27 protein-coding genes are annotated in these 26,126 nt (G+C 63.9%); 13 read left to right on the forward strand and 14 right to left on the reverse strand.

Translation table 11 applies throughout. The features are described from left to right. The first annotated feature begins 134 nt into the window (after nucleotides 1-134). The 4 genes from VGH98_10065 to VGH98_10080 are packed head-to-tail and all read left to right on the forward strand — an operon-like array spanning nucleotide 135 to nucleotide 1,739. On the forward strand, nucleotides 135-437 hold the full coding sequence (locus VGH98_10065; protein ID HEY2376305.1) for a cytochrome C oxidase subunit IV family protein: 303 nt from the start codon (nucleotides 135-137) through the stop codon (nucleotides 435-437). Continuing rightward, a complete protein-coding gene (cyoE, locus tag VGH98_10070) occupies nucleotides 425-1,375 on the forward strand; it encodes a heme o synthase (GenBank protein ID HEY2376306.1) in 951 nt (316 codons plus the stop codon). Before VGH98_10065 ends, cyoE begins: the two co-directional genes overlap by 13 nt. Next, on the forward strand, nucleotides 1,372-1,560 hold the full coding sequence (locus VGH98_10075; GenBank protein HEY2376307.1) for a hypothetical protein: 189 nt from the start codon (nucleotides 1,372-1,374) through the stop codon (nucleotides 1,558-1,560). The genes cyoE and VGH98_10075 overlap by 4 nt, the downstream gene beginning before the upstream one ends. Further along, the gene (locus VGH98_10080) at nucleotides 1,557-1,739 is read left to right on the forward strand and encodes a hypothetical protein (protein HEY2376308.1); all 183 of its coding nucleotides are present in this window, start codon (nucleotides 1,557-1,559) and stop codon (nucleotides 1,737-1,739) included. Before VGH98_10075 ends, VGH98_10080 begins: the two co-directional genes overlap by 4 nt. Before the next feature lie 17 nt (nucleotides 1,740-1,756). On the opposite strand, the gene hemQ is transcribed toward VGH98_10080, so the two are convergent. Next, entirely contained in the window at nucleotides 1,757-2,548 is a 792-nt protein-coding gene (gene hemQ / locus VGH98_10085; GenBank protein ID HEY2376309.1) for a hydrogen peroxide-dependent heme synthase, read from the reverse strand. A 76-nt stretch (nucleotides 2,549-2,624) separates the two neighbouring features. Here hemQ and VGH98_10090 point away from each other — a divergent pair, with 76 nt between their 5' ends. Continuing rightward, the gene (locus tag VGH98_10090; GenBank protein ID HEY2376310.1) at nucleotides 2,625-3,590 is read left to right on the forward strand and encodes a DoxX family protein; all 966 of its coding nucleotides are present in this window, start codon (nucleotides 2,625-2,627) and stop codon (nucleotides 3,588-3,590) included. Between the two features lie 423 nt (nucleotides 3,591-4,013). On the opposite strand, the gene VGH98_10095 is transcribed toward VGH98_10090, so the two are convergent. Beyond that, nucleotides 4,014-4,490 (reverse strand): hypothetical protein, encoded by a 477-nt coding sequence (locus tag VGH98_10095; GenBank protein HEY2376311.1) that lies wholly within the window; start codon nucleotides 4,488-4,490, stop codon nucleotides 4,014-4,016. A 128-nt stretch (nucleotides 4,491-4,618) separates the two neighbouring features. Between VGH98_10095 and VGH98_10100 the strand changes: the two genes are divergently transcribed. The 4 genes from VGH98_10100 (at nucleotide 4,619) to VGH98_10115 (ending at nucleotide 7,513) form a co-directional block, all read left to right on the forward strand. Continuing rightward, entirely contained in the window at nucleotides 4,619-5,134 is a 516-nt protein-coding gene (locus VGH98_10100) for a hypothetical protein (protein HEY2376312.1), read from the forward strand. Nucleotides 5,135-5,605: 471 nt separating this feature from the next. Continuing rightward, entirely contained in the window at nucleotides 5,606-6,052 is a 447-nt protein-coding gene (locus VGH98_10105) for a response regulator (GenBank protein ID HEY2376313.1), read from the forward strand. Nucleotides 6,053-6,106: 54 nt separating this feature from the next. Next, the gene (locus tag VGH98_10110) at nucleotides 6,107-6,934 is read left to right on the forward strand and encodes a phosphatase PAP2 family protein (protein HEY2376314.1); all 828 of its coding nucleotides are present in this window, start codon (nucleotides 6,107-6,109) and stop codon (nucleotides 6,932-6,934) included. Nucleotides 6,935-7,156: 222 nt separating this feature from the next. Beyond that, nucleotides 7,157-7,513 carry a four helix bundle protein gene (locus VGH98_10115; GenBank protein HEY2376315.1) on the forward strand — a complete coding sequence of 119 codons (357 nt, stop codon included), beginning with the start codon at nucleotides 7,157-7,159 and terminating at the stop codon, nucleotides 7,511-7,513. Between the two features lie 124 nt (nucleotides 7,514-7,637). On the opposite strand, the gene VGH98_10120 is transcribed toward VGH98_10115, so the two are convergent. The 3 genes from VGH98_10120 to VGH98_10130 all read right to left on the reverse strand — a co-directional run bounded on the left by VGH98_10120 (nucleotide 7,638) and on the right by VGH98_10130 (nucleotide 9,888). Next, complete coding sequence (locus VGH98_10120) at nucleotides 7,638-8,891, reverse strand: aminotransferase class I/II-fold pyridoxal phosphate-dependent enzyme (GenBank protein ID HEY2376316.1); 1,254 nt, start codon at nucleotides 8,889-8,891, stop codon at nucleotides 7,638-7,640. 197 nt (nucleotides 8,892-9,088) lie between these two features. Further along, nucleotides 9,089-9,367, reverse strand: coding sequence for a type II toxin-antitoxin system prevent-host-death family antitoxin (locus tag VGH98_10125; protein HEY2376317.1), 279 nt, complete (start codon nucleotides 9,365-9,367; stop codon nucleotides 9,089-9,091). Between the two features lie 113 nt (nucleotides 9,368-9,480). Then, nucleotides 9,481-9,888, reverse strand: a complete 408-nt coding sequence (locus VGH98_10130; GenBank protein HEY2376318.1) for a hypothetical protein — start codon at nucleotides 9,886-9,888, stop codon at nucleotides 9,481-9,483. Between the two features lie 268 nt (nucleotides 9,889-10,156). On the opposite strand from VGH98_10130, the gene VGH98_10135 reads away from it, so the two are divergent. From VGH98_10135 to VGH98_10145, 3 genes are read left to right on the forward strand one after another with little or no spacing between them, the layout of a single operon-like run. Further along, entirely contained in the window at nucleotides 10,157-11,833 is a 1,677-nt protein-coding gene (locus tag VGH98_10135; GenBank protein ID HEY2376319.1) for a M20/M25/M40 family metallo-hydrolase, read from the forward strand. A 27-nt stretch (nucleotides 11,834-11,860) separates the two neighbouring features. After that, nucleotides 11,861-13,069 carry a M28 family peptidase gene (locus VGH98_10140; GenBank protein ID HEY2376320.1) on the forward strand — a complete coding sequence of 403 codons (1,209 nt, stop codon included), beginning with the start codon at nucleotides 11,861-11,863 and terminating at the stop codon, nucleotides 13,067-13,069. 47 nt (nucleotides 13,070-13,116) lie between these two features. Then, the gene (locus VGH98_10145) at nucleotides 13,117-14,748 is read left to right on the forward strand and encodes an amidohydrolase (protein ID HEY2376321.1); all 1,632 of its coding nucleotides are present in this window, start codon (nucleotides 13,117-13,119) and stop codon (nucleotides 14,746-14,748) included. A 59-nt stretch (nucleotides 14,749-14,807) separates the two neighbouring features. Here VGH98_10145 and VGH98_10150 read toward each other — a convergent pair whose 3' ends face one another. The 5 genes from VGH98_10150 to VGH98_10170 form a co-directional block, all read right to left on the reverse strand. After that, a complete protein-coding gene (locus VGH98_10150) occupies nucleotides 14,808-15,992 on the reverse strand; it encodes a heparan-alpha-glucosaminide N-acetyltransferase domain-containing protein (GenBank protein HEY2376322.1) in 1,185 nt (394 codons plus the stop codon). A 123-nt stretch (nucleotides 15,993-16,115) separates the two neighbouring features. After that, on the reverse strand, nucleotides 16,116-16,925 hold the full coding sequence (locus tag VGH98_10155) for a response regulator (GenBank protein ID HEY2376323.1): 810 nt from the start codon (nucleotides 16,923-16,925) through the stop codon (nucleotides 16,116-16,118). After that, nucleotides 16,918-18,021 carry a histidine kinase gene (locus tag VGH98_10160; protein ID HEY2376324.1) on the reverse strand — a complete coding sequence of 368 codons (1,104 nt, stop codon included), beginning with the start codon at nucleotides 18,019-18,021 and terminating at the stop codon, nucleotides 16,918-16,920. Before VGH98_10160 ends, VGH98_10155 begins: the two co-directional genes overlap by 8 nt. Nucleotides 18,022-18,168: 147 nt before the next feature. Beyond that, nucleotides 18,169-20,562 carry an ABC transporter permease gene (locus tag VGH98_10165; GenBank protein HEY2376325.1) on the reverse strand — a complete coding sequence of 798 codons (2,394 nt, stop codon included), beginning with the start codon at nucleotides 20,560-20,562 and terminating at the stop codon, nucleotides 18,169-18,171. A 75-nt stretch (nucleotides 20,563-20,637) separates the two neighbouring features. Next, nucleotides 20,638-21,123: a hypothetical protein gene (locus VGH98_10170; GenBank protein ID HEY2376326.1), complete on the reverse strand. Its 486-nt coding sequence runs from the start codon at nucleotides 21,121-21,123 to the stop codon at nucleotides 20,638-20,640. A 74-nt stretch (nucleotides 21,124-21,197) separates the two neighbouring features. Here VGH98_10170 and VGH98_10175 point away from each other — a divergent pair, with 74 nt between their 5' ends. Then, entirely contained in the window at nucleotides 21,198-21,887 is a 690-nt protein-coding gene (locus VGH98_10175; protein HEY2376327.1) for a Crp/Fnr family transcriptional regulator, read from the forward strand. Nucleotides 21,888-21,894: 7 nt separating this feature from the next. Here VGH98_10175 and VGH98_10180 read toward each other — a convergent pair whose 3' ends face one another. The 4 genes from VGH98_10180 to VGH98_10195 form a co-directional block, all read right to left on the reverse strand. Continuing rightward, nucleotides 21,895-22,176 (reverse strand): hypothetical protein, encoded by a 282-nt coding sequence (locus tag VGH98_10180; GenBank protein ID HEY2376328.1) that lies wholly within the window; start codon nucleotides 22,174-22,176, stop codon nucleotides 21,895-21,897. 95 nt (nucleotides 22,177-22,271) lie between these two features. Continuing rightward, the gene (locus tag VGH98_10185; protein HEY2376329.1) at nucleotides 22,272-23,021 is read right to left on the reverse strand and encodes a M48 family metallopeptidase; all 750 of its coding nucleotides are present in this window, start codon (nucleotides 23,019-23,021) and stop codon (nucleotides 22,272-22,274) included. 1 nt (nucleotide 23,022) lies between these two features. Beyond that, on the reverse strand, nucleotides 23,023-25,701 hold the full coding sequence (locus VGH98_10190; protein ID HEY2376330.1) for an ABC transporter permease: 2,679 nt from the start codon (nucleotides 25,699-25,701) through the stop codon (nucleotides 23,023-23,025). Next, nucleotides 25,698-26,027 (reverse strand): PadR family transcriptional regulator, encoded by a 330-nt coding sequence (locus tag VGH98_10195; GenBank protein HEY2376331.1) that lies wholly within the window; start codon nucleotides 26,025-26,027, stop codon nucleotides 25,698-25,700. Before VGH98_10195 ends, VGH98_10190 begins: the two co-directional genes overlap by 4 nt. Nucleotides 26,028-26,126 lie beyond the last annotated feature (99 nt).

Genomic DNA, 26,126 nt, shown 5'->3' on the forward strand with positions numbered 1-26,126 from the left:
CGACCAACGACCAACGACCAACGACCAACGACCAACGACCAACGACCAACGACCAACGACCAACGACCAACGACCAACGACCAACGACCAACGACCAACGACCAACTACCAACCACGCCCTAGCCCCTTCTCCCATGGCAAATCCAGAGCACGCAACACCGTCGGGCCGGCCGTCACACGCCCATCCGAATTACATCCTCATCTGGGTCTTTCTCGCCGTGCTGACAGCGGTCGAGCTGACCGTGGCGTTTCTGCCCTGGCCCAAGACGCTGATCATCCTGATCCTCCTCGGCATGGCATTCTGGAAGGCAGGGCTCGTCGGGCTGTACTACATGCATCTGCGTTTCGAGCCGAAGCGCCTGCGCATTCTCGCCATCGCGCCACTACCACTCTTTGCGGTGCTCGTCTGCGCCGTGATCACGGAGTGGATTTGGTAGCGCCGCCGACCCCCGTCCCCGTCGCGGGCGTCGGTATCGGCGCGCCGGCGGACTACTTTGCGCTGACCAAGCCGCGTATCGTCGCACTCGTTGTGCTGACGGTCGCGGCGGGATTCGTCGTCGCTCTCCCCGCCGCGGCCCGTGTGGGCTTTGCCGGCAATGCCGGCACGGCTCCGCTGTCCGTGCAATTGTGGATTCTCGCGAACGTGCTCGTCGGCACGGCGCTGGTCGCCGGCGGGACGAACGCGCTCAACCAGATCGCCGAGCGCGACGTCGACGCGCTGATGCGCCGAACGCACACCCGGCCGTTGCCAGCCGGTCGGCTCGAGCCTAACGCGGCGCGTTGGTTCGCGTGGAGCATCGCCGCGCTCGGCGTCATTCAGCTCGCGACACTCGTCAACGTGATGACGGCGCTGCTCGCCGCGCTGACGCTCGTCAGTTATGTCTTTGCGTACACGCCGCTCAAGCGCCGCACATCGCTGTCGACGCTCGTCGGTGCCGTACCGGGCGCACTGCCGATCCTCGGAGGCTGGACGGCGACGGGCGCACCATTGGATGCCGGTGCCTACGCCCTGTTTGGCATCATGTTCCTTTGGCAGATGCCGCACTTTCTCGCGCTGAGTTGGATGTACCGCGCTGACTACGCACGCGCGGGACTTCGAATGCTGAGCATCGAGGATGAGACCGGTGCCATGACGTTTCGTCAGGCGGCACTGAACGCCGCGGCCCTCATTCCGATTAGTCTCCTGCCGACGGCACTCGGCATTGCGGGACGGACGTACTTCGTCGCCGCCGTGCTGCTGTCGGGTATACTGCTCGGACTCTCGATCGGTGCCGCACGCGCTCCATCGCCGAAGACGGCGCGGCGCCTGTTCCTCTCGACACTCGTCTATCTCCCGGTACTCCTCGGCGTTCTCGTCGCCAACAGGATCGTATGATTCCATTTCATCGTTTCCTCATCACGACCGCGATCCTGTTCTGCGTCGGCTTCGCCGCGTGGGCGTTCGTCGCCTATCGCACCAGCGGCGCGGGCTCGGACCTCGGATTCGCGCTCGCCTTTGCCGTCGCCGGCGGCGCGCTCGGCTACTATCTGAAGAACCTCAACCGGTTCCTCCACCGATGATTCAGAATCCGGCTATGAACGACGACGTGCTCTCGTTGAGCATGTTCTGGGCGGGGGCGTTGATGGTCTTTACGCCAATCATCGCTGCCACGGCCGTGATCCTCGTCTGGCGGCGCGGGCAAAAGAAGGCCGCCGCCGCCGCGTCACCTAACGATTCTGGGAAGACGAGAGCGCCGTGATCTGCCGTGTCACGCAGTTAGCGGACGATCATCTCTTCGGCCCAGGCGTCGGGCTCGATCAAGCGCCCGACGTAGAAATCCCCGAACTCCGCGTATTTCGAGCTCGCCTCGTCGAAGCGCATCTCGGTCACGAGTTTCTTGAAGTCGACCGGATCCTTGGCGAAGAGGGTTACCCCCCACTCCCATTTATCGAGTCCGATGGCGCCCGTGATGATTTGCGTAACGCGGCCCGCATAGCGACGGCCCGTGAGACCGTGGCTGTGCATCAACTTGCTTCGCTCCGGAAGGGGCAGCGTATACCAGTTCTGCCCCGTCTCTCGGCGCTTGGACATCGGGTAGAAGCTGACGTACGGCATGTTTTCCGGAATCGGCGGATACAATCGGCGCAGAGTATGCGGACTCTCGCGCTCAGCGCGAAGGCGCGCCTCCCGCTGCGGATCTTCCTGGCCATGCGCCGCAAGCTGGTACAGCCCCAGCTCCGTCACGCTCAGGAAGTACATCGCGGGATGCAGGTACTCCATCACGTCCAACCGATCGATTCGATGCTGGACATCGCGCAGCTCATCGAGCGTCGGCCGAAAGTGCATCACCAGTACGTCAGCGGTCGATCCGACGAGCGAGGCGACGGCGCTCCACCCTTCGCCGTCCTGGCGCACGATCGCGCCGAGGCTGTCGGCCGTTGCGCAGCGAAGATCACGCAGCACGTCGGGCGCGAGCGAACGAATCGCGCGCCGATCGACGGTGTAGAGCTGATGAAGCGCGTACCAACCCTCGAGTGTTTCCGGCGGCAGAACAGCAGTCGATTCCATATGTAGTCAGGAAGATGGCGACGCACCGCGTACAGTGGCAGTGTCGGCGGTGCCATTCCGAAAGCCGAGGTGGCTCATGACCAAAGCTCGCGCAGTCGACGACTTCGTGGTCTGGACGTTGAGTATCGTGCTGGCTGGTCTGTTCTTGCTCACGGGTGTTCCGAAAATCCTTGGCTTGCCCGCGATCGGCTTTCAAGCGTCGGCGATGCGCGGCTTCCCAGAGGTGATGCGCCTCATCGTCGGCGTTGTCGAGTGCGCGGGAGCAATCGGCCTGCTCGTCCCAGCCCTGGCGTCATTCTCAGCAATCGTACTTGCGGTCGTGATGGTTCCCGCGTCGCTCACTCAGTACGCGAGCGGTGAGGGCCACGTCTGGGTGCCGATCCTCGTCCTGGCGCTGCTGCTCATCATTCCGTGGCGTCGCAATGCGAAGGCGGTCCACGCCAGCTACCACGAATTCGCGGATCATCCGCACCCGCTGCTTCACGACGGCATCATTGCGGGGTTGATCGGTGCTTCCGCGATCGCGATCTGGTTCCTGGTCATCGACACGATCGCAGGTCAGCCATTGCGCACGCCGGCGGCACTCGGCAACGGATTGCTGGACGTCTTCGGCCCCGCTGACGTGACCGACAGCAAGATGACGTTCGTGCTCGTGTACACGATCTTCCACTTCGCCGCTTTCATGTTCGTGGGTCTCCTGGCATCACTCATCGTGCACCTTGCCAAGCACGAGCCCTCGATCTTGCTGGGCTTCGTTGTGCTTTTCGTCGCGACGGAGATCGGCTTTTATGGGTTCACGGGTCTTCTGCACGAGGCGAGCTCGTTGAAGTCCCTCGTGTGGTATCAAGTGATGCTCGGCAACCTGATCGCGGCGTCGGCGATGGGTTACTACTTCTGGCGTACGCATCGCGAGCTCGGAGACGAGTTCCGGCACTCGCTCGACTGGGACACGGAGCTCGTCCCGCCCGAACATCGCGAAGCGATCCCGAGCGCAAAAGTGGTCCCACCGTTAGGCGATCGGCCGGCGGCGACCAAGCGCTAGCACCCAGCTCAGCTATGCCAAAATTGCTCGTCCGTGAATTTCGGGAACCGTTGGGGTCAGCGGGGCCGCTGAAACCACTGGCACGGCGCGGAAACCACTGACTCGCTCCTCAGCGGGACGGTTCCATGCACCAAGCCGCAGATGCTTTTGTTGTTAAATGCCTCGGGAAGCTTCCAACGATCAGGAAACCTCCCGAGGCACTCACAAATTCCAAAACATCACTGGGCGCGGAACTGTCTCTCCACACGGAGCCCGTCAGCGGTTTCAGCGCCGTGTCAGCGATTTCAGCGGCCTCCTACGGCTCGTTCCGAGATTCCGCAACCCGATTCTGCTTTGAGGGCCGCTGCCGCACCTCTCATTATCGCGATTACGGCCCACTAGATCCTTCGCTTTGCTCAGGATGACAAGAGCGTGCTCAGCCCGTTAGGCAGAATCTGCACCTTCGGCGGGTTTCTGACTCGGTGCCTCACGACGATCTCGCCCTCGGAAGACCCATGACGCGAGGCGCCAGAGCAGCCACGCGGGAAGAACCACGAAGATCGCGATTTTCAACGCGAAGAGGCCGAAGGCGAGCGCGGCAAAGAGAACGCCCATCGCGAGTCCGCCGGCGAGAAGCACGAGGAAGAGCGGCAGTCCAAAGAGAGCGAGCAGGAACAACACCGGCAGCGCCAGCACGGCGAGCACGATCAGGATGGGCAGCCCGAACGCCTTGAGCAGAAACGCGATCGGCAGGAAGGAGAGCAATGCGAGGATCTTGAAGATCCAGCGAACGATTGCGATCCGCATCGCGAGCCACTTCAGAATTGCCCACATAAAGAGCCGTTGGTTGCAGTTGAGCGGCGGAGCACCCGCGACGACGATGTACGCTCCCGACCTTCGTAACGTTTCATCTGGGCTCACGCGAAGCGCTGTGGTTTCCTCGTCGCGGAACGGCACGTGCAATTGTCTTGGCTCCGTGTGAGCCGTGGACGCGGTAGTCGAGCGGCGAACGGGCGGACGAGGAAGTGTCGGGTGGCAGGGGAGGAGCGATGTCGCAGCAGTGGGCCCGCAGCGGAGTCATCGGAATCGCAAGGCGAAAACCCTCGAACATCCAGACCGCCGATGTGAGGCCGCTCATCACGCAGCCGCGCGTGTCGTCCGGCTACACTCTTCTCGACGCCCACGCCTTCCGCAACGCGATGAATGTCCTCGTTGCGCGCCAGCATCTGCTCTTCACCATTCTCGTCATTCGTCCCGAGCAGCACGGATCGACGCTCGCGCTGGGTGAAACGATCCTCCGACAACTGCGCGGCGCCTCCGGCGACCTCGTCGGCTATCTCGATTCGGCCCTTGCCGTGGCACTCCAGGGGGCCGATCACGTGGGCGCCGTCGCCTTTGCGGATCGCATGCGCGACGAGTGGCGCCGCGCATGCCACGGTGAGCTCCTGGTCGATATCGCCGAGCACCCGTTCGCGGAGCAACGCGTCATCGAGCTGCTTACGACCGATTGGTCCGCGCCGAGATGGATGCCCGCAACGCTCCACGACGCGAGTCCGTTGAATTAGCGGCGTCGCCCCGATGGAGACGAGAAAGGCGCGGGAGTCGCGAGATGACAGTAGTGCTCGAGGGTCCGCTGCCCACAGTCTTCCCAATCAGCGGGAATCGGAGAGAGACGCTTCCGAGCTTCGCCTGCGTCGAAGCACAGCCAACCCTCCCGGAGACCGCTCGTAAGCGGCGTACCGCATCCGTCGACCTGGCGCCGCTCGGATTGGCGGCGATCGGGAAAGGAAACGTTCTCCCCCATCGTGCGCCGATCCGCCACTCGCCGCTCGACGGCCCTTGGCGAAACGTCCCACGCGTGCCACTCCACCCCTTCAGAATCCAGGAAAGTACGATAAGCCATACGATCGACCTCTTCCGCTATCCCGAAACCAGGGCAGACTTGATGCCAAAATATGCTTGCGCTCGGTGTGACCGGGGCATATGGTGGCACAAGCGACGCGGCGGGAATCGTTCATGCCTGGTGCAACGGCACCATGACTAAGGGCCGAATACTGCTCGCGCACGGAAACACTGACTGCCAAACGATTTATGGCAGCGCGCTGGCGCACGACGGATATCACGTCGACATCGCCGGCGATGGCGATTCGGCTCTCAGGCAGCTCGCCTCCCAATCGTACGACGTCGTCGTAGCCGACCTCTACCTCGAGAGCACGGACGACGAGTGCCTACTCCGACGGCTGCGGCGCGAGCCATTTTCGGCTCACCTGCCCGTTGTCGTGCTTACTGGCTGGGCGACGGAAGCTCATCGCCGCGTCGCGATCGACGAGGACGCAGACGAGTTTCTTCCGCTCCCAACTAGCCCGCGCGAGCTGATCGGTGCCGTCGGCGCACTCTTGGGCAAGCCGCGACGACGGACCCCAGCGACTGGAATTACCGCCGATCCAAAGGATCGCACGGAAGATTTGAGCGACACGCGTTGAGCTGATCGGCATGTCCGGTGCACTGTGTGCGCCTGTACAGATCATGGACTGCGCGTGTTCGCTCGTGTCGGTACGGCTTCAGCACTGATCGTCACGTTTCTCTTAGCGTCGACGCAGGCTCGTGCACAGGGTGGTGGCTCCGACACCTTCTTCAAAGCGTCGGACATCGGATGGGCGACCGGATTCAGTACCGCCGCCTATGGTCTGTCGCGCCTCGACCCGGCGATTGCCAAATACTTCCAGACGCCGGCGCATCAGAAGAACTCGAAGATGCGAAAAGTGGCCGAGGCCTTCACGCACGTGCAGGAGACGACGCTCACGATCGGTGGACTGGTGACCTATGGCGTCGCACGGCTGGCCGGCGCGCGCGACGTGGAGATCGTTGCGCTGCACGCAACCGAGGCGATCGTCGCGTCGAGCCTAACGAGCCAGGTGGTCCGCGGCCCGCTCGGCCGCGCCAGGCCGAAAGACGCCGAGCCGATCTTCGAGGACCAGTATGAATTCCACTGGTTCGACGGCTTCACCCACTTTCAGTATCGCGCCTTCCCTTCGATTCACTCGGCAGCCGCGTTCGCGGCCGCGACGGCGATCGTCACGGAGACGCACTACCGGTCACCGCGATCGACGTGGTACGTCGCGCCGATCGCATTTACCATCGCCGCGGGCCCTGGCTACGCGCGCATGTACCTCGGCCAGCACTGGGCGAGCGATGTCTTCATGGGCGCATTCGTCGGCGCGTTCTATGGCCAGCGGATCGTCAACTACGCACGCGTGCATCCGAACAACAAAGTCGATCACTTCTTTCTTGGATCGGCAACACCTGGACTCAGCGTCGTGCCGAGCGCTGGAGGTCTGACCGTGAATTACGGTGTCAGGTTCTAGGGTGGTTGGTGGTTGGTGGTTGGTGGTTGGTGGTTGGTGGTTGGTTGGTGGTGGTTGGTGGTGGTTGGTGGTGGTTGGTGGTGGTTGGTGGTGGTTGGTGGTTGGTGGTTGGTGGTTGGTGGTTGGTAGTTGGTGCAAGCGATTATCACGTCACGTCACGGAATGGTACGACATAGCGCTAGCTGTCGATTGATGTTGGGAGGCCACGACCGGAGACCAACCGTGACCATCCGCACCTACATGGACCTCGAGGCCTGGAAAGAAGGCATCGAGCTCGCTGTGCAAGTCTACCAATTGACCGATCGATTTCCACGCTATGAGCGCTTCGGACTATCGTCTCAGATGTGCCGCGCGGCCGTATCCATTCCTTCCAACGTCGCCGAGGGTCAATGCAAGTCGCGAAAGGAGTTCCAGCATCACGTTTCGCATTCGCGTGGCTCGTTGCAGGAGTTGATGACGTTGGTGGTGATTGCCGACCGAAGGAGCTACGGCTCTGCTGATCTGCTGGCCGAGATACGCGTGCGTGCAGATCGGGAAGGCAGACTCTTAAGCGGTCTTCGACGGTCGTTGATGGGGTAATGGTTAGTGGTTAGTGGTTAGCGGTTGGTGGTTGGTCGATGGTGGTTGGTGAGTGGTGATTAGTCTTTGCGTCCACCAATCACCACCAACCACCAACCACCAGCTACCAACCACTAACCACCAATCACAGTTCCGCCAATGCAGAGCGCAGTCTTGGCAGCAACGCCTGAATATCGGCCATCGACACCGCGCCGACGCTGAGGCGGAACCAGCCGTCGTCGATCTCCGAGCCGAAGGCCTGGAACTGAACCATGGCGAGACCGGCCGCGTGTAGCAGATATCGACGGATCGATTCGTTGGTCTCGAGTTGCGTTCCGTCCGGCGAACGGCGACCGGTGAGATTGAAACGCGCGCTCAGATAGATCGCGCCCTGCGGCGTCGTCGCTTCGACCGGGAATCCTTCCTTCTGTAACGTGCCGAGCACGCGCGCGAGCGCATCGAGACGCTTCTGCACCTCCGGACGCATTCGCCCGTGGAAGGCATCCATCCCGGCGTCGTCGCCGAGGAGTTGAGCGGTCGCGATCTGTTCGGCGCGTGGCGCCCACGCACCGACGTGGCCCAAGACATCCGACATCCGCTTGATCACGTCTGAGGGGCCCACGGCCCAACCCACACGAAGCCCCGTCGCCGCGAATGATTTCGAGATCGCGTCGATGAGGATGGTGTACGGCAGCATCGCTGGCCGCAGCACCACCGGATTGACGTGGCGTTCGTCGCCGAAAGTGAGCATCCAGTAAACCTGATCGTACAGCAAGTAAAGCGGTCGCTCGACACCAGCGCGCTCCCGGCGCGCATTTTCTGCGAGGACGAGGTCGCAGATCTCCGCAAGCGTTTCGGCGTCGAAGAGCGTTCCCGTCGGGTTGAGCGGCGAGTTGAGCACGAGCATCCGTGCGCCACGCACAGCGCGCGCGAGCATCGCGGCGGTCGGGAGAAAATTCGTCTCCGCGCCGCACCGCACGGTCACCTGCTCGGCGCCGATGAGCTGCGAGTAGTAGTTGTTGTTCCACGACGGGACCGGGAACACGACGCTGTCGCCGGGGTCGACCAGCACGCGATACGCACCATAGATCGCGGGACGGGCGCCGGACGTCACGAGAACGGACGGCAACGCGTACGATAGTCCGAGACGGCGAGTATAGAATTCACTGATCGCGCGCCGCAACGGCTCGACGCCATCCGACGGCGGATAATTGGTGTGGCCTGCCTGAAGCGCGGCCGTCACGCCATCGAGCAGCGACTTCGGAATCGAGAACTCCGTGGGGCTGAAGTCGCCAACCGTCAGATTGCAGATTGGCTTGCCCGTCGCCGCGAGTGCTCGTACCTCGGCGCCGATGGCGAGGATGAGGGAACCGGCGAGCTCCTGCGCGATGGTGGACACGCGCGACGGCGCTGGCGCCGTTTCGTCTTTCGCTGGTCGTGTTTCGGCCGAGGTGGAGCGGGAAGCAGCGTTTCGAGGGGAGAGATCGATACCGGCTTCGTTCACGTCGTCCTCGCAGGTTGCTGGTGGGGTCTGGCCATCCGAACATTAACGGAATCTGCTTCCAGATCGACCACCCCATGCTGCCATCGGAGTCGCTATGGCGAGGCCGGTGCGTCTCCGTTGGGCGCGGACCGTTCGACGAAGCGCCGGCGCTCGTTTTCCGCGTCGGCGAGGGGCGACACGCGCAGGAATTCCCCGAGGGACACGCCGGATGTACCAGCGAGGCGCTCGAATTCCTCGAGCGGCAGGACGACGACGTCCCCGGTATTATGGTGAATGAGCTGCGGACCATCCACGAGCGCGCGCCGGATGATGTCTCCGAGCGAGCGTTGCGCGATATCAAACGACCAGCGGAGAGAGCCGGGCGCGGCCATATGAATCCTTGAGTAGGACGGGAATCGAAGGCTATGCGAGGTGCGTGCCGTCAGATTTCCATGGCCGCCAGCGGGATCTACCGACTCTCGGCGGCCGCCTAACGAGACACGAATCAGCTACCAGCGAACATCGCACTCGGACGCGTTTGCCGAAAGGCTCGAGGCCTGTTCCACTCCGTGACGGCAAGATCGACGAACTGTCGAATCTGGCCAGCCGACAACAGATCCGCCGGCGTTGCTCCGCTCAGCTCTGACATAGGGGCGGCGAGCCATGCGCGGACGTCGGCGTCGTGCGCGAACACGTCGCGAAGGATCGTGAGCGCGAGGCGGAGCTCGCGGACTTCCTCGACGCCAGCGAGGGCAAGGGGCCGTCGCGACGCGTCGACCACAAGGTGCAGAACCTCGGCGATCTTACCGAAACTGACCGGCTCAGCCTCCATTTCGCCGAGCCACTGCGCTAGCTGCTGCCGATCCATGATCATCGTTCCACCGCCACAGCTCACGTTGAGCGGGTGCGACATCCCAGTCCGACAGTCCGACCGCAGCGTCGCAGTCGAATTCGGCGTTTATTCGGGGACAGGCAAGCTACCGAATCCGGGCGAACGGACAAGCCCTTCATCGCGATTATTGCGGGGACGTGACAAATGGCTCGCCGAGCTTGCCGGCGTCTGCGGGGGGTCACCTAACGCCGTGGCTTTTTCATGGGAGGTAATGACACCCAACGCTCCAGCCTCCATGATACGTAGCTACTACGCCAAACCGGACCAGTCTCAATCCTGGAGCATTTCGATGCATCGATCGTTTCGAGGAGTGCCGACCCTGACGCGGGTGTCGCTGCTCGTTTGCATTGCTGGATGCGGGGGAACCGCAGTCACGGCGGGGACCCCGCAAGTCGGACCGGCGCCGACCACTACGACCGCGCGTCGCGCTGCTGCGGGACGTGCATCGGCCGTGGACTCGACGCGCTACGTTCGCACAACTCCGCCCACCGATCCAATCATCAAGGACATGTGGGAAGAGGGCATCCACCATTCACAGGCGCCTGCGCTCTCGCAGGTCCTCTTCGATTCCATCGGTCCGAGGCTCACAAACTCCGATCGATACAACGCCGGACAGGATTGGTTGCTGAAGACGTACGCGTCATGGGGCATCACGGCCCGCAAGGAACAGTGGGGGACCTGGAACTCCTGGAAGCGCGGTCCCACGCACCTCGATCTGATCTCGCCGCGTGTTCGATCGCTCGAGGCGGTGATGCTCGCCTGGAGCCCGGGAACGGATGGGCGCGACGTCGAGGGTGACGTCGTGCTTCTGCCAGACGCCCGCACAGCGGAGGATTTCAGCGGCGCCGCCGGCAGCCTGCGCGGGAAGTTCGTGCTGGTCAGTCCGCCCAATCCATCCTGCCGGATGCCGGCACAATGGACCGAATTCGGCCAACCAGGTGCGGCCGCGCGAGACAGTTCGTTGCGCGCCGAGTGGCGCACTGCCTGGCAAACGCGGCAAGCCGCGGCCGGCAATCAGTACGTCTGGCCGAAGCAAGCCGGTGTCGCCGGTGTGATCAGCAGCAACTGGTCGCAGTATCCGGGTATCGACAAAGTTTTCGGTTCCGCGAAAGAGCAGGTGCCGACGATCGACGTCACCTGCGAAGATTACAACTTGCTCTTCCGCCTCGCGCAACAGCATCAGGCGCCGCGGGTGCGGCTCAATGCGAGCTCGGAGTCTCTCGGCGAGCAGCCCGTCGCGAACGTCATCGCGGAGATCAAGGGAACAACCCTGCCTAACGAATACATCGTGCTCTCGGCCCACTACGATTCGTGGGACAGCGGATCCGGTGCGACGGACAACGGCACCGGCACGATCACGATGCTCGAGGCGCTGCGCATTCTCAAGAAATTCTATCCGAATCCGAGGCGGACGATCCTCGTCGGGCACTGGGGCGGCGAGGAGCAAGGACTCAACGGATCACGCGCCTACGTCGAGGACCATCCCGACGTCGTGAAGGGCGTCTACGCCGGCTGGAACCAGGACAACGGGACGGGGCGGATCATCAATATCGGCCCGGGGCCATTCGTCGCCGCGACCGACCGATTGGTGAACTATCTGCACGAGATCCCATCCGACATCACTGGCTGGATCAGGTTCTCCCCGATCTCGCCGCCGGCCGGCGGCGGAACGGACAACGCCTCCTTCCAATGCGCGCAATCGCCGGTGTACGGCCTCGGCGCGTTGGGCTGGGATTACTCGTGGACGACATGGCACACGAATCGGGATACGTACGACAAGATCGTCTTCGAGGATCTCGAGAACAACGCGACGCTCGTCGCGATGCTGACGTATCTCGCCGATAAGGATCCGAGCCCCCTCTCCCACCAGGCGGCATCGAGCGCCGTCAATTTCCAGGGTCAAAGCGTCCCGGTCAACTTCAACTGTCCGAAGGCCACGCGCAGCACCGCCGCCTCGACTCGTTAGGTTTTCACCTTCCCTTCCCCACCTCTCATGTCTCGACTTTCAGCCAGCGTTCTCTGTTTCGTCATCGCGGCGCCCGCGGCGCTCGCACAACAACCGGCGGGTGCGCCGAGGACCGATACGTTGGTGAACGACAACGTGAAGACGCTGGTCGCGCGCCTCGAGCTCGAGCGCTACAAGGCGACGATCAAAGGGCTCACGCAGTTCGGCGACCGCCGGCAAGGCACCGATCGCAATCGCGCCGCGGTGGATTGGATCGAAGCACAGCTCAAGAGCTATGGTTGCACGAATATCGAGCGAATCACTTACGAGTACAAGTCGCCGCCGCCGCGCACCGGCGCGGGCCGCGGCGGACGGCCGCCGAGCGACCTCGCATCCGGTGGCGGCCGTATTCGCGGATATCGCATCCGCACCGGTGTGAACACCGACTCGCTCGCTCAGAAAGACCCGAAGATTCGCGCCATCGACGCGCAACCGGCGACCGATGGCCAGCGCCAGGAGGTGTACTGCACCAAAGTCGGGAGCGTGCACCCTAACGAGATGTACATCGTCGGTGGGCACATGGATGGACACGGATGGGGCGAGGCCGCGAACGACGACGGATCGGGCACCGCGCTCGTGATGGAACTGGCGCGCGTCTTCGGCAGCCCCGACGTCAAAACGGATCGCTCGATTCGCTTCGCCCTCTGGAACAATGAAGAGACGGGCCTCAATGGCGCGCGAGCTTACGTTGCGCAGCGCGAGGCGCTCCAGGGCAAGGAGGAGCCGGCGGGATCGGGCAAGTACCCTGAACCGAAGTGGCTCGGCATGATTCAGCATGACATGATGCTGTTCGATCACGGGATGCCGCGTCCGGATGGAACGATGAGTCCCGAACAGCGTCTGGAAGCCGACGTGAACATCGAATTTCAGTCGGCGGCGAAGCAGGCCGAAGGTGCGCAGAAGCTCGCGTGGTTTTTCCAGACCGCGAACGAACGCTATGCAACGGATTATCCCGCCGCCGTCGGGCAACACATGACGAACACCGACTCCGCACCGTTCCAGGACATCATCCCGGCCATCAGTCTTCGCGAGAATCAGCGCGGCGAACAGATCGGCGCGGGCTGGGACCCGCAGTGGCATCAGGTCACGGACGTGTACTCGACGTACAATGACAAGGATTTCCGGTTGGGCCTGAACGCGGCGCAAACGACGCTGTCGGCGATCGCGCTCCTCACCGGCGCGACGCTCACAAAGTGACGGGGAAGCTCGGCCCGACTCATTCAACCCTTTTTGAGCACATGCTCATGACACGTCTCCGACTCACAAGTGCCTCTGTTCTTCTAGTCCTCGCACCACTGAGCGTCCGCGTCTCCGCTCAGCAAGCCTCCCAGCAAGCCAAACCCACCGACCCCCGCATCGAACGCCTGAAAACCGAGGCGCTCTCGAAAGTCGAGGGCCGCGCGAAGCAGATTCAGGAAATGGTGGACATGGTATTCTCCTTCGGCGAGCTCGGTATGCAGGAATTCGAGACGTCGAAGTATCTCACCGGAATACTCGAGCAGAACGGTTTCACCGTCGAGCGGGGCGTTGCGGGGATCCCGACAGCCTGGGTCGCGCGCTGGGGGTCGGGCAAGCCGGTGATCGCGTTAGGCTCGGACATCGACTGCATCCCGCAGGCGAGTAACAAGCCGGCGGTCGCCTGGCACGATCCGCTCATCGAGGGCGCGCCGGGACACGGCGAGGGACACAATTCGGGTCAGGCGGTGAACATCGCCGCCGCGCTGGCGGTGAAGGAGATCATGCAACGCGAGAAGATGCCGGGGACGCTCGTGCTCTGGCCCGGTGTCGCCGAAGAGGAGCTCGCCGGCAAGGCGTTCCTCGTTAGGGCCGGCGTCTTCAAGGACGTCGATGCTGTCCTGTTCACCCATGTTGGCGACGATCTTGGTGTTTCTTGGGGCGCCGGCGGCCAGAGCGCCCTGATCTCGGCCGAATTTCGTTTCGAGGGCGTGTCGGCGCACGCCGCGGGAGCTCCATGGCGCGGCCGCAGTGCGCTCGACGCAGTGATGCTGATGGGGCAAGCATGGGAATTCCGTCGCGAGCACATTCGTCCGCAGGCGCGCGTGCACTACGTCATCAAGGACGGCGGCGATCAGCCTAACGTGGTGCCGAGCAGCGCGTCGGTCTGGTTCTACTTCCGCGAGCAGGACTACGACAAGACGATGGAGCTGTTCGAGACGGCAAAGCGCATCGCGCAAGGCGCCGCGCTCATGACCGACACCAAACTTGCCGACGTCCGCATCCTCGGCTCCGCATGGGACGGCCACTTCAACAAGCCGATCGCCGAGGCGACGTACGAAAATATCAAGCGTGTCGGCTTGCCGGAATGGACCGAGAACGACCAGGCGCTCGCGCGCGCCGTACAGACAGAGGTCAACGCACCGACGACCGGGCTGCGCAAGGAGGTCGCTCCATTGCGCGGACGCGAGACGCTCGAGAACTGGATGGGCGGCGGATCGGACGATATCGGTGACGTCTCGTGGAACGTGCCCACCGTCACGCTGCGGTATCCCGCCAACATTCCTGGGCTGCCGGGCCACATGTGGGCGAACGCGATCGCGATGGCGACGCCGGTTGCGCACAAGGGCACACTCGCGGGCGCGAAGGCGCAGGCGCTCACGCTGATCGATCTGCTCACGCAGCCGCAAATCATCGCCGACGCGTGGACGTATTTCCGGGACGTGCAGACGAAGGACCGGAAGTACAAGTCGTTCCTCTCGCCGACCGATCAGCCGCCGACGTTCCTCAACGCGGAGACGATGGCCAAGTACCGCCCCGCGATGCGCGCGCTCTACTACAACCCGTCGAAGTATGCGACGTACCTGGATCAGCTGGGGATCAAGTATCCGACGCTGAAGCCGAAAGCAGTAACACCGTAGCTGGTTGTTGGTTGTTGGTTGTTGGTGTATCGGACCACCAACAACCAACAACCAACCACCTACACGTACCGCATCCACGCCGCCGGGCGCTCGGCCTTTCGTCGGGCGTGCCATCGGCATGGCACATAGAGCAGCGCGACGACGATCACGAACACGAGATATAGAAGCGCTAAACTCCAGCGCTCTGTGGGCGGGATCGAGACGTACGGCGCCGAGTCGAAGCGCGCGGCGCCGACTTTCCCGTCGCGAATGAGCCACGCAACGAGCGACGTCGCGTGAATCAGCGGAATGTGCAGCATGTAGTAGAACATCGGGACGCGGCCGAACGTCGTGACGACGCTGGCGAACCAACCGCGGGCGCGTTCGGCGAGCGGAATGAGCGCGATGGTGGGGCCGAGCGTCATCATCAGAAAGAGCTGCGACGCGGGGTACTTCTGCTGGTTGAGCAAACGGAGCAATGCCGGCGGCGCGCCGTTAGGCGCCGGACGCCGGGCAACGAGTAGGCCCGCAATGACGATGAAGACCGCCGTTGCGGCGAGACCGATCCGAAGACAGAGGCGCCGCCGTTCCGCTGGCTCGCGCGCCATGATCGTCCCGAACCCATAGCCCGCGGCCATCACACCGATCCAGGGGACGATGACGTAGAGTACCGAGATCGACGTCGGTCCAACCTTGACCTCGCCACCGAGATACAGGAACTGCCAGAACCATTGAGTGGACTGCGGCATCACGGCGGCGAGCGGCGCGATGAGATTCTGCCCGAGGATCAGCACGAGGCCGACGACGCCGACGACCGATGGCGGGAGCTGCACCAGCGCCGCCATCAGTACCATGCACCAGCCGAGCATCCAGATCACGCCAGCGAGGAGATGAGTAAAGTCGAACGTGAACGTCCAGGCGACGTGAAGTACGGTGAGCTCGAGCGCGACCAGGAGCAGCCCGCGGGTCACCAGAAATTTCGCGAGGGCTTTCGGATCGCCGAGCTTTCGGCCGAGAAAGAAGGCGCCGGTGCCAGCGAGAAACACGAAGGCCGGTGCACAGAAGTGCGTGATCCAGCGCGTAAAGAACACGCCCGGTGTCGGTCCTCCGGCAGGCACGCCCGAATACACGCGCACGTGATCGATCGCCATGAGAATCATCACGACGCCGCGAACGAAGTCCAGCGACGAGATGCGCGACGTAGCGCGATCTGGGCTGTAGGCACCGAAGGATGGCGCGCGAGCAGCGACTGGAGACGCGGTCACGATACGAGGGGTTAGAGGCTGGGGCTCAGGGGCTAGGGCCCTATCCCCTAGGCTCTAGCCCCTAGCCCCTCCCAACATTTCCATCCTGCTAATCGAGCGACAGCCTCCTTCAGCGAACGGCCGTCAGTGTGCAGCGAACGGTTCTCCACCGAGGACGCGAATGCGGCGCGTCACGTGCTCGCGGCGGCGGCGGCTCACCGGAACGCGAGTCCCGTCACGCAACAGGAGCACGGTTTCGCCTGCATCTCCCCTCAGCTCGCGAACACGCTCGATATTCACGATCGCCCCGCGATGCGCTCTGACAAATTGTTCGGGGTCGAGACGTCGCTCGAGGACGGCGAGCGATTGACGCATGAGGTGACGCCGCCCGCGAGCGTGAATTGCCGCGTAGTAGTCGTCGGCCTCGATCCAATCGATCTCCTCCGCCTCGAGCACCAACTCGCCCGCCGACGTTGGTACGACCAGCCGCGTTGGGCAGAGTCCACGCGTTAGGCTCGCGCGTTCGCGCGGCGACAGGAGCGCCGCGAGTCGGTGTGACAGCTCGACGGCCGCCAGCGAGCGCATGCGATCACGCGTGCGCTGCAGCGCCTCGACGAAGCGCGCCTCCTCGATTGGCTTCACGAGATAATCCAGCGCGTGCGACTCGAACGCGCGAACCGCAAAGTGGTCGTACGCCGTTACGAAGATGACGGCCGGTAATGGCGACGGCGTCAGCGCGCGAAGCACGCCGAATGCGTCGAGCTCCGGCATCTGCACGTCGAGGAAGAGAAGGTCGGGCCGAAGCGTACGCGCGAGGTGCACAGTCTCACGGCCGTTGCGCGCCTCACCTACGACGTCGACGTCGTGATGGGGCGCGAGGAGTTGCCGAATGCCGCGCCGAGCGAGCGGCTCGTCGTCGGCGATCAGGGCATGTACGCGGACCTCGTCAAGCATCCGAAGGTCTCCGGAGGGTCAGTCTCACGATGGCAATCGTGCCACCACTTTCGCCCCGGCGCAACTCCAGGCTGGCGGCGCTACCGAACAGCGTCTCGAGCCGAGCACGCACGTTCGCGAGACCAACGCCAGCATCCTTCTGCTCCTCGCGATATCCCGGCCCGTCGTCCCGTACGCTCAACACGAGCTGCCCTCCGTCGGCGACCGCGCCAACTTCGATCGTACCTGCCTCGCTCCGTTTCGCGATTCCATGACGAACTGCATTCTCGACGAGCGGCTGGAGAATGAACTCCGGGACGAGGGCGTCGTCCAATGACGAATCGACCGACCACCGCAACTGCAGTCGATCGGAGAAGCGAACCTGCTCGATCGCGAGATATCGCTCGACGAAGCGCAGCTCTTCACTCAACGGCACCTCTTGCCGCTTCTCGCCCTGGAGAACCTGACGCAACACGGCGCCTAACAGCTCGAGCATGCGCGAGGCGTCGCGAGTCCGCTGATCGCGAACCAGTACCGCGAGTGCATTGAGGCTATTGAACAGGAAGTGCGGGTTCAGCTGCATGCGCAGCGCCCCCAGACGTGCCTCGGCGAGCTGCGCCGACAGCCGTGCCTGCTGAGCCTCTCGCTCACGCGCCTCGGCGAAATAAGTAAACGCGTACACGCAGCCGAGGAACGCGAAGTACATCACCACCGACCAGGGGACGCTGGTCATGATCCAACTCAGGTAATCCCTACCGAAATGGCCCTGCCACGGATAGGTGCGCAGCAGCCAGCCGCACGCAATGCCGAGCGTCGCCCAGCCGATGCAGAGGAGGAGCGCGCCAACCACATGGACGACGACGACGCGCCCAATCCGATCGCGTCTGAGAGGCACGCGACGCGCGAGCTGAATGACAATCGGCGTGAGGGCGGCGAGGAACAGCCACTCACTGCTCGAAAAGATGACATTCGGCCAGGGGACGCGTCGCTGTCCGGCAAGCCGCGACTGCACATAGGCGTCGAGCGCGCTCAACGTGGCCGGAACGAGTCCAGCCAACGCGATGAGAAGCCATCGCGGTGGCGAGCGTCGCAGCATTGGCAGGGAGGCCGTCGTCACGCGAAGAGTCTAAGGCGCCGACGGGCTCCGAGCGAGAGCGAGTTAGCTGACTACTCGGGTAGTTGGCGGCTGGTTGTTGGTGATTGGCGGCTGGTTGGTGTTTTCTGTTGCATAACCAGTTTCCAAGGGCCAGTCACCAATGACCGATCACCAGTTGCGTAGCGCGATCAAGGGATCGATTCGCGCGGCGCGACGCGCCGGGAAGTACGAGGCCGCGAGCGCAACGAACAACAGTGTGCCGATGACAGACGCATAGATGAACGGGTCGACCACACTCACCTCGAACAACATTGTCTCGAGCGAACGTGCCGCGAGGACCGCCGCGACGACGCCGATCACAATCCCGATACCGGCCGTACGCAAACCCTCACCGACGATCATGACGGTGATGCGACGCTCGATGGCGCCGAGCGCCGTACGGATTCCGAGCTCGCGCGTTCGTTGTCCCACGGAGTGGGAGATCACACCATAAATCCCGACAGCGCCGAGGACCAAGCCGAGCAACGCGAAGCCGATGAGCAATCGTGTGACGACGCGACTCGTCTCCGTCGATGCCGCGAACACGTCGCCGAGGAGCCGCACCTCGGCGACAGGAACGGTTTGATCGAACGAATGAACCGCGGCGCGGATCGGCGCGACCAGCGTGAGCGGATCCACGTTGCCGCGCACGACAAAATGCATGAAGCGCAGATCTTGTTGCGCGTTAGGCCGGTACGCTTCCTCGACCGGCGGCACGTTAGGCGCAGCGGAGCGGACGTCGCCGACGATGCCAACAATCGTCGCCCATTGCTTCTGCGTTCCGTTGCCCAACCGCATGCGCTCGCCGATCGGATCGCGGTCGGGCCAGTAATGCTTTGCCATCGACGCGCTGATGACGATTACCGACGGGGCGTACGGCCCGTCCGTCGTCGCGAAAAGGCGGCCGCGCACGAGCGGAATGCCCATCGCTGCGAAGTAGTCCGCCACGACGGATCGCCAGATGATCGACGGATGCGACGCCGTTGCCGGGATCGGTCGCGACTCGATATCGAGACTACCGCGCCAGTTGAAGCCGGTGAGTGGAAGATGCTGAGCGGCGCCAACGCTGCGTACGCCTGGAATCGCCGCGATACGGCGCGTGATTTCGTTGAAGTAGGCAGTTCCGCGCTCCGGCGAGTCGATTTGCCCGCTGGTCGGCTGAATGAGGAACGTGACTACATTGCGCGGGTCGAAGCCGATGTCGACGCGATTGAGTCGCCAGAGCGTCTCGGTCATCAGTCCGGCGCCGACGACCAGCACGACCGCAAGGGCGACCTCGGCCACGACGAGCGCGTCGCGCATGAATGAGTGACCGCGGCTGCTCGATTCCGACGCGCCGGCGCGCAGCGCGCCGTCGGGGTCGACGCGCGAGGCAAGAATCGCCGGACCAATGCCGAAGAGGAGCCCCGCGCCGATCGTGATCCCGCTACAGACGGCCAGCACGCTCCAGTCCAGTCTCACCGCCGAGAGCATCGGCAGCGACGCCGGCAAGATTCCTTTCAGCAGATGCAGACCGAGAACACCCGCAAGCATCCCGAGGAGTCCGCCAGCGACGGCAATCGTTAGGCTCTGGACGAGCAGCTGCCTGGCGATCTGGCGCGGCGAGGCGCCGAGCGCGCGTCGGACCGCGAGCTCGCGACGCCGCCCGGACGTATGCGCCAACATCAGGTTGCCGACATTCGCGACAGCAATCAGTACGAGCAGGCCCACGGCACCGAGCAGCACGAAGAGCGAGCGACGTACGTCGCCGACGAGACTCGCGTGGAGGCTCGTCACCGTAGCGCCGCGAGCATAGTCGTCGGCGTAGCCAAACGCCTCACGCATGCGAGGTGTCAGCGCCGCCAGCTCGGTCGTCGCACTCGCGAACGAAGCGTCTTTCGCGAGCCGGCCGACAGCGACCGACAAGGCACCGGTGTGGAACGGCGAGCTCGGGTCGATCTGCAGCGGAAGCCAGGCGTCGACTCCCGCCTGGAGAGCTTCGAAGCCAGGTGGCATGACGCCGATGATACGCGTGGGATGAGCGTCCATGTCGACAACGCGGCCGAGCACCGCGGCGTCGGCACCGAACTGTGTCGTCCACAGGTCGTAGCTGAGGATGGCGACATCCCACGACCCACGTTCGGATTCGTCAGGCGCGAAGGTGCGGCCGAGCAGTGGCCGCACGCCTAACGCGGTGAAGAAGTTGACGGATGTGCGCGCGGCGTGGAGTTGGCGCGGCTCCCCGGCGCCCGTCATCGCGATTCCCCACCCCAGGCTCAACGCGGCGACGGACTCGAACGAGCGCGACTCACGTTGCATGAACAGGAGCTCGGCGTTCGAGATCGCGCGCGTCGGCCAGATGGCGGCGAGGCGCGCGGGCTCGCGGAAGGGCAAGGGCCGCAGCAGGACACCACGGACGACGCTGAACATCGCCGTATTGGCGCCGATGCCAAGCGCAAAGGTCAGTAGCGCGACGACCGTGAAGACGGGTTGACGACGCGCTTGTCGGAGCGCGAACACGAGATCATGATTCAGCACGCGCACAGGCGTCTCCGGGAGCGATCACGGAGGGTAGACAGCTTGATCTGGAAAAGCGTTGGCTGGAGAGGCCTTGGGAGACTAGGGATGAGGCGCGTGGTGCTCCGTCCCCTGGAACGCCATGAATTCATGGATGGCGCGTCGCGCCTCGGCGTCATTCGTGCGAATGAACAGCTCCGCACCCCGCGGCAGGTCCCGTGCTTGGTACGTGATCACGTTCCGCTTCTCGGCCATCACCTTGGCACCCGGGACGTCGCGCATGTGAACGGTCGCGGGCGTCGAGAAGTCGCCAGCCTTGAATGCGCGAGCGATCTCGCGCAGATGTGAGCGGATGCGCGAGACGCCGACTGAATCGGACACGTCACGCTGGAGCTCGATGCGGCCGCCATCGGGAAGCGCATCGAAGTGATGCGTCGAGGTGTACTGATCGACGCCCATTGCTATCTTGCCGCGGGCCTGCATTGCGGCGAACGCGCTATCGTGGGCAGCAGAGCGGGGCTGCTGCTGTGCGGGCAGGCGAGAGCTCGTGGCACACAGCACCATCGCGATGATCAATGAGCGTTTCATAACATCGTCTCCCTGGTGGGCGCAACCGACAGATGCATTATGATAGCGTTCCCCACACCACTGGCGATGGAACCATGGTTCCAGGCTCGGAGGGACAGCTGATTACCGTCGAGCAGCTTCGCTCGATGCCTGCACTCCGGGAGCTGCCCGATGCCACCCTCGCGCGCATCGCGAGCGGCGGCCAGGAGCGCCGTTATGCCAAAGAGGCAACCTTATACCGTGCCGGAGATGCCGCCGATGGCTTGTATCTCGTCATCTCCGGTCGGGTGCACGTCACCCGGGAGCGCGACAACAGCTCGGCGTTCCTCCACAGCGAAAGCGCCGGCGGCATCCTTGGAGAGATTCCGGTCTTCGGCGGCGGTCCCTTCCCCGCCAGCGCGCGAGCCGCGACCGCGACTCGATGCGTCTATCTGCCGTTACACGTTGTCGAACGGTTGTTGCGCAACGATTCAGACTTTGCTCGATTCGCGCTACGGCGACTGGCGATCCGGGCGCGTTCTCTCTTGGGGCGCATCGACGACCTCACGGCGACGACGGTCACTGCCCGTGTCGCGGGCCATCTCCTTGCGCAGGCGGCTTCGTTAGGCGCGGACGTCACGCTCGGGATGTCGCAGGAAGAGCTCGCGCGCGAGCTGGGCACCGCGCGCGAGGTCATCGTCCGTGCCCTGCGTTCACTCGTCGCCGCCGGCGCGATCGTTCGCAGCGGCCGCGCGCGCTTCACCGTGAAGCAGCCCGCGGTCCTCCGCTCGATCGCGTCGGCGTGAGCGACGACTAGCGCTTGTCGTACTGCAACGCGAGACGCAGCTGCTCGATCGCCTTGTCCACGGCGACGACGGCGTCGGCGCGATGGCCACCGAAATCGTGTGGCGCCTTCTGCAGCTCCACCTTCGCTGCCTGGAGCTCCTTGATCGCCGAGCGAATTCGTGGATGCTCTTCGACTCTTTCGCTTCGCGCGTTGCCCTGCACGCGTGCCGGCGCTTGCGCGTTGGCGCGGTGAGCGGGAACGAGGGCGAATAATGCAACCGCGACCATGCTCACGAAGAAACGTGACATAACCTCCTCCATGACGAGGGTGAGAGTGGAAGCACAACGTGTGTGCTCCGCATGAATCACCCTGCGTCATTCGTGATCGTCACGCGCCGGCTCGCTCAGCCGTTTCCCGGAAGGCGCAGCGGCCGCGTTCTCGTGCGCGATTCCCAATGTTCCTCGGCGATCTCGCGCTCGATCTGGTTGATCCGGTCGACGATGGCCTTGGGCGGTGGCGCAGCGGACGCGTGGACCTTGCCTAACGCGATGAAGCTCTCGAGCATGGTCTTGTAGGCGTAGGGCGAGTAGCCAGCCGCAACCGCGAGCTTGGCGCCTTTGTAGTCGCAGAGATTCTCCAGCGTTTCGCCGTAGCTCGCGCCGAACTCGCCCCAGTTCCACTGCTTGGGGTCGCTGACGTCGCGATGCTGGGTTCGCACGAGGCTGTCGATGCGTCGCGTGACCTGACCGTCGTCGATGTGCTCGATCTCGTGCGCGATGACTGCGGCCGCTTCGTCTTCGGTGCTCATGTACGCGAGAATACCGCCCCAGATGACGATATGGCCGCCGGGTAGCGCGAAGCCGCTCTTGATTCCCGGATGCGGATCGAAATGAATGCGCCACGGGAGCTGGCGGCGCGCATGCTTGCCGAGCGAATCCGCAATGCGCTGCAGATACGCTTCGATGCGGTCCGTCTCCATTGTCGGCTGGACTCCGCGGTCGTGATCGAATTGCTTGACGAGCGCGGCGCCGAGGTTGATCTCCTGAGAATCCGTTGGCGAGAGCGCACGGCGATCGGGCACAGCGTTAGGCACAACGCTGCGCGTCGCAGCGACCGCGCACAGAAGAGTTCCAAGCAGCAGTTGGAGCCTCATCTCAGCTCTCGTTCAGGGCAACGATTGGCGGAACGCGCATCGCGCGCCGGGCTGGAACGTACATCGCCAGCACCGCGACCGAGAGTAACAACGAGCCGACGCCGCCAAGTGTAAAGGGATCGTGGGGCGTCACGCCATACAGCTGTTGCTGCAGCACCGTCGTCGTCACGAGGGACAACGCAATGCCGACGACCAGGCCGGCAACGATGGGAGCGAGGCCGCGCTGCATGACGAAGCGCCAGATCAATCCGGGTGTCGCGCCGAGCGCCATGCGCACTCCGATCTCGTGCACATGCTGATTGACGAAGTACGACACGACGCCGTAGATGCCGACCATCGCCAGCGCGAGCGCGATGCCGCCAAGGAGCGAGAGCAGTACCGTGTTCATGCGCGCCGTCGCGAGCGACGCACGAAGGAACTGATCCATCGACGTCGCTTCGGTGAGCGGCAGCGATGGGTCGACACGGCCAACCGCGCGGCCGAGCGGCCGCGCCAATGCTTCGGCTGCTCCCTTCGCCGATGGACCGCGAACGACGACGACCATCGAACGCTGGATGACTGGCCAGAGGACGTCGGGCGTCTGGGTGAGCGGGATGTAGAACTCCGGCGCCGGCGATTGATTGAGCCCGGCGTCGTGCAGATTCGCGACGACGCCGACGACTTCGCGATACTTGGGATCCTTCTTCGAGGCGACCGCACTGATGCGACGCCCGATCGCGTCGCGCGGGTCGATCGAAGGCCAGAGCAGACGGGCGAGCGCTTCATTGATGACCATGATGCCCGGCGTCGACGAATTGTCGGTCGTCGCCATGTCGCGGCCGACTATGATCGGGATGCGCATCGTGGAGAAGTAGCCGCTGCTCGCCAGCCGCAAATTCGCCGTCGGCGATTTGTCGTTCTCGGCCTGACCCTCGCTGGCGACAGACGACGCCATCGACGAACCCGAGAGCGGCACGACCGACACCGTCGCCGCCGACTGCACGCCCGGGACGCGCGCGGCTTCGTCACGGATCTCGGTGTACGCGCGGACGACGTCCGCACCGCTCGGATAGCGGGCGGCTGGTAATATCAGTCTCGCCGTCAGCACACCATGTGGATCGAATCCTGGATCGACGTGCTGCATGAGCCAGGCGCTGCGAATGAGCAGACCGGAGCCAACGAGCAGCGTGATCGCTAGCGCGATCTCGGCGCCGACGAGCACGGGTCGTAACCGATCGCGGGCGACGGAGCTGCGCCCGCCTTCGCGCAGCGTTTGCTGCAATTGCCCTCGCGCCGCGCGGAACGCGGGAAAGAGACCAAAGACGATCGCGCTCACGACGCCGACGGCCAGCGTGAATGCGAAGACACGCCAGTCGATGCGCGCCTGCTCGAGCCGCGGGATGTCCTCGGGGCTGACACCGAGAATGACGCGCAGCAGACCGACCGCAACGCCCAGGCCGAGGAAAGCACCAGTGAGGGAAAGGACGAGGCTCTCGGTGAGGAGCTGCCTCACGAGTCGCGCCTGTCCAGCACCCAACGCGGCGCGGATCGCAAGCTCGCGCGCGCGTACGGTCGCGCGCGCGAGTAGCAAGTTTGCAACGTTCACGCATGCGATGAGCAGTACGAAGCCCACCGCGCCGAGCAGCACCAACAAGAGCGAGCGATAATTGCCGACGAGATCATCGCGATAGCTATGGATGTCGGCGCCATAGTCCGTGATGGGGGACGAGCGCTCAGGGATCCGCTCGGCGGTGGCGCGCTCGGCGAGTGTCGTTGCCGCGCGCGCCTGGGCAATCGTCACGCCGGGACGGAGCCGCGCAAAGACCTTGAGATAATGCTCACCATACTTCGTCGCGTCGTCGCGTGTGAAGGCAGTCGGCGTCCAGATGTCTTCACTGCCACGGGTGACATCGAAGCTCGGCGGCATGACGCCGATAATCGTGTGCGGCGTTCCGTCCATCTCGACGACGCGATCGAGCGCGCCGCGATCGCCATTGAAGTGGCTCATCCACAGCCGATAGCTGATCACCGCGACATTCGAGCGGCCAGGCGAATCTTCCTCCGGCGTGAAGGTGCGACCGAGCAACGGCCGCGCTCCGAACACGCCGAAGTAGTCGGCACTTACGCGACCGCCGGTGATCATCTCGGGGACGTCGCCGAGCCGCAGCGTGATGCCGGCTTGGAGAACCGCGGCGGCGACGTGATCGAACGCGCGGACGTCGCGATACGCGAGAAACTCGGGCACCGACGGATCAGAGAGGCCGCTCGACCGCGTTGGGTAGACGCGGACAATTCGGTCGGCGTCCGGGAATGGGAGCGGCCGCAGCGCCACGGCGTCGAGCGCGCTGAAGACAGCTGCCGTCGCGCCGATGCCTAACGCCAGCGTGAGCACGGCAACGGCCGTGAATCCGGGTTTGCGAGAGAGCTGCCGGATCGCGAAGCTGACGTCCTGGCGCAGTTCGTGACGCAATTCGGCGCGACTCGCCTTGCGATCGCGCTCCTCACCATAGCGGCGGCACTCCGCATTGATGGACGCACTGTCGCCGAATCGGCGCTCGGCCTCGAGACGGGCATTGGTGCGGGTCATTCCGAGCTCCATCAACTCACGAGTGGTCATCTCGAGGTGAAAAGCGAGCTCGCTTTCCACCTCGTCCTGCACCGACGCGCGCCGGAGACGCGGCCACTGTCGACGCGGAGTCACGCGGGCAGCAGCAGGGGTGCGACCGCGGCGACGAAGCTGGCGAACTCCTTCGTCTCGTCGCGCAGCTGGCGTCGGCCTTTGTCGGTGATGTGATAGAACTTGGCTTTGCGTCCGAGCTCGGACGTGCCCCAATCGGCTTCGATCCAGCCATCGCGCTCCATGCGATAGAGCGCGGGATACAGTGAGCCTTCCTCGACGATCAGCGTGTCGCGCGTCTGCTCACTCAGCCAGCGCACGATTGCGTAGCCGTGGCGCGGCCCGAACGTGAGTGTTTTGAGAACCAGGGCGTCGAGCGTTCCGTGGAGACGATCTTTGGTGGCAGGCATCGGCACGTTGTCCCAAGCAGTCTAGGTATTGTTCAACGAGCGATACCTAGATGTCAAGGGCACGCCGGCTCATCTATGGCTAGGTTTGCGGCATCCGCC

The sequence above is a fragment of the Gemmatimonadaceae bacterium genome (assembly GCA_036496605.1).
Classification (GTDB): Bacteria; Gemmatimonadota; Gemmatimonadetes; order Gemmatimonadales; family Gemmatimonadaceae; genus AG2.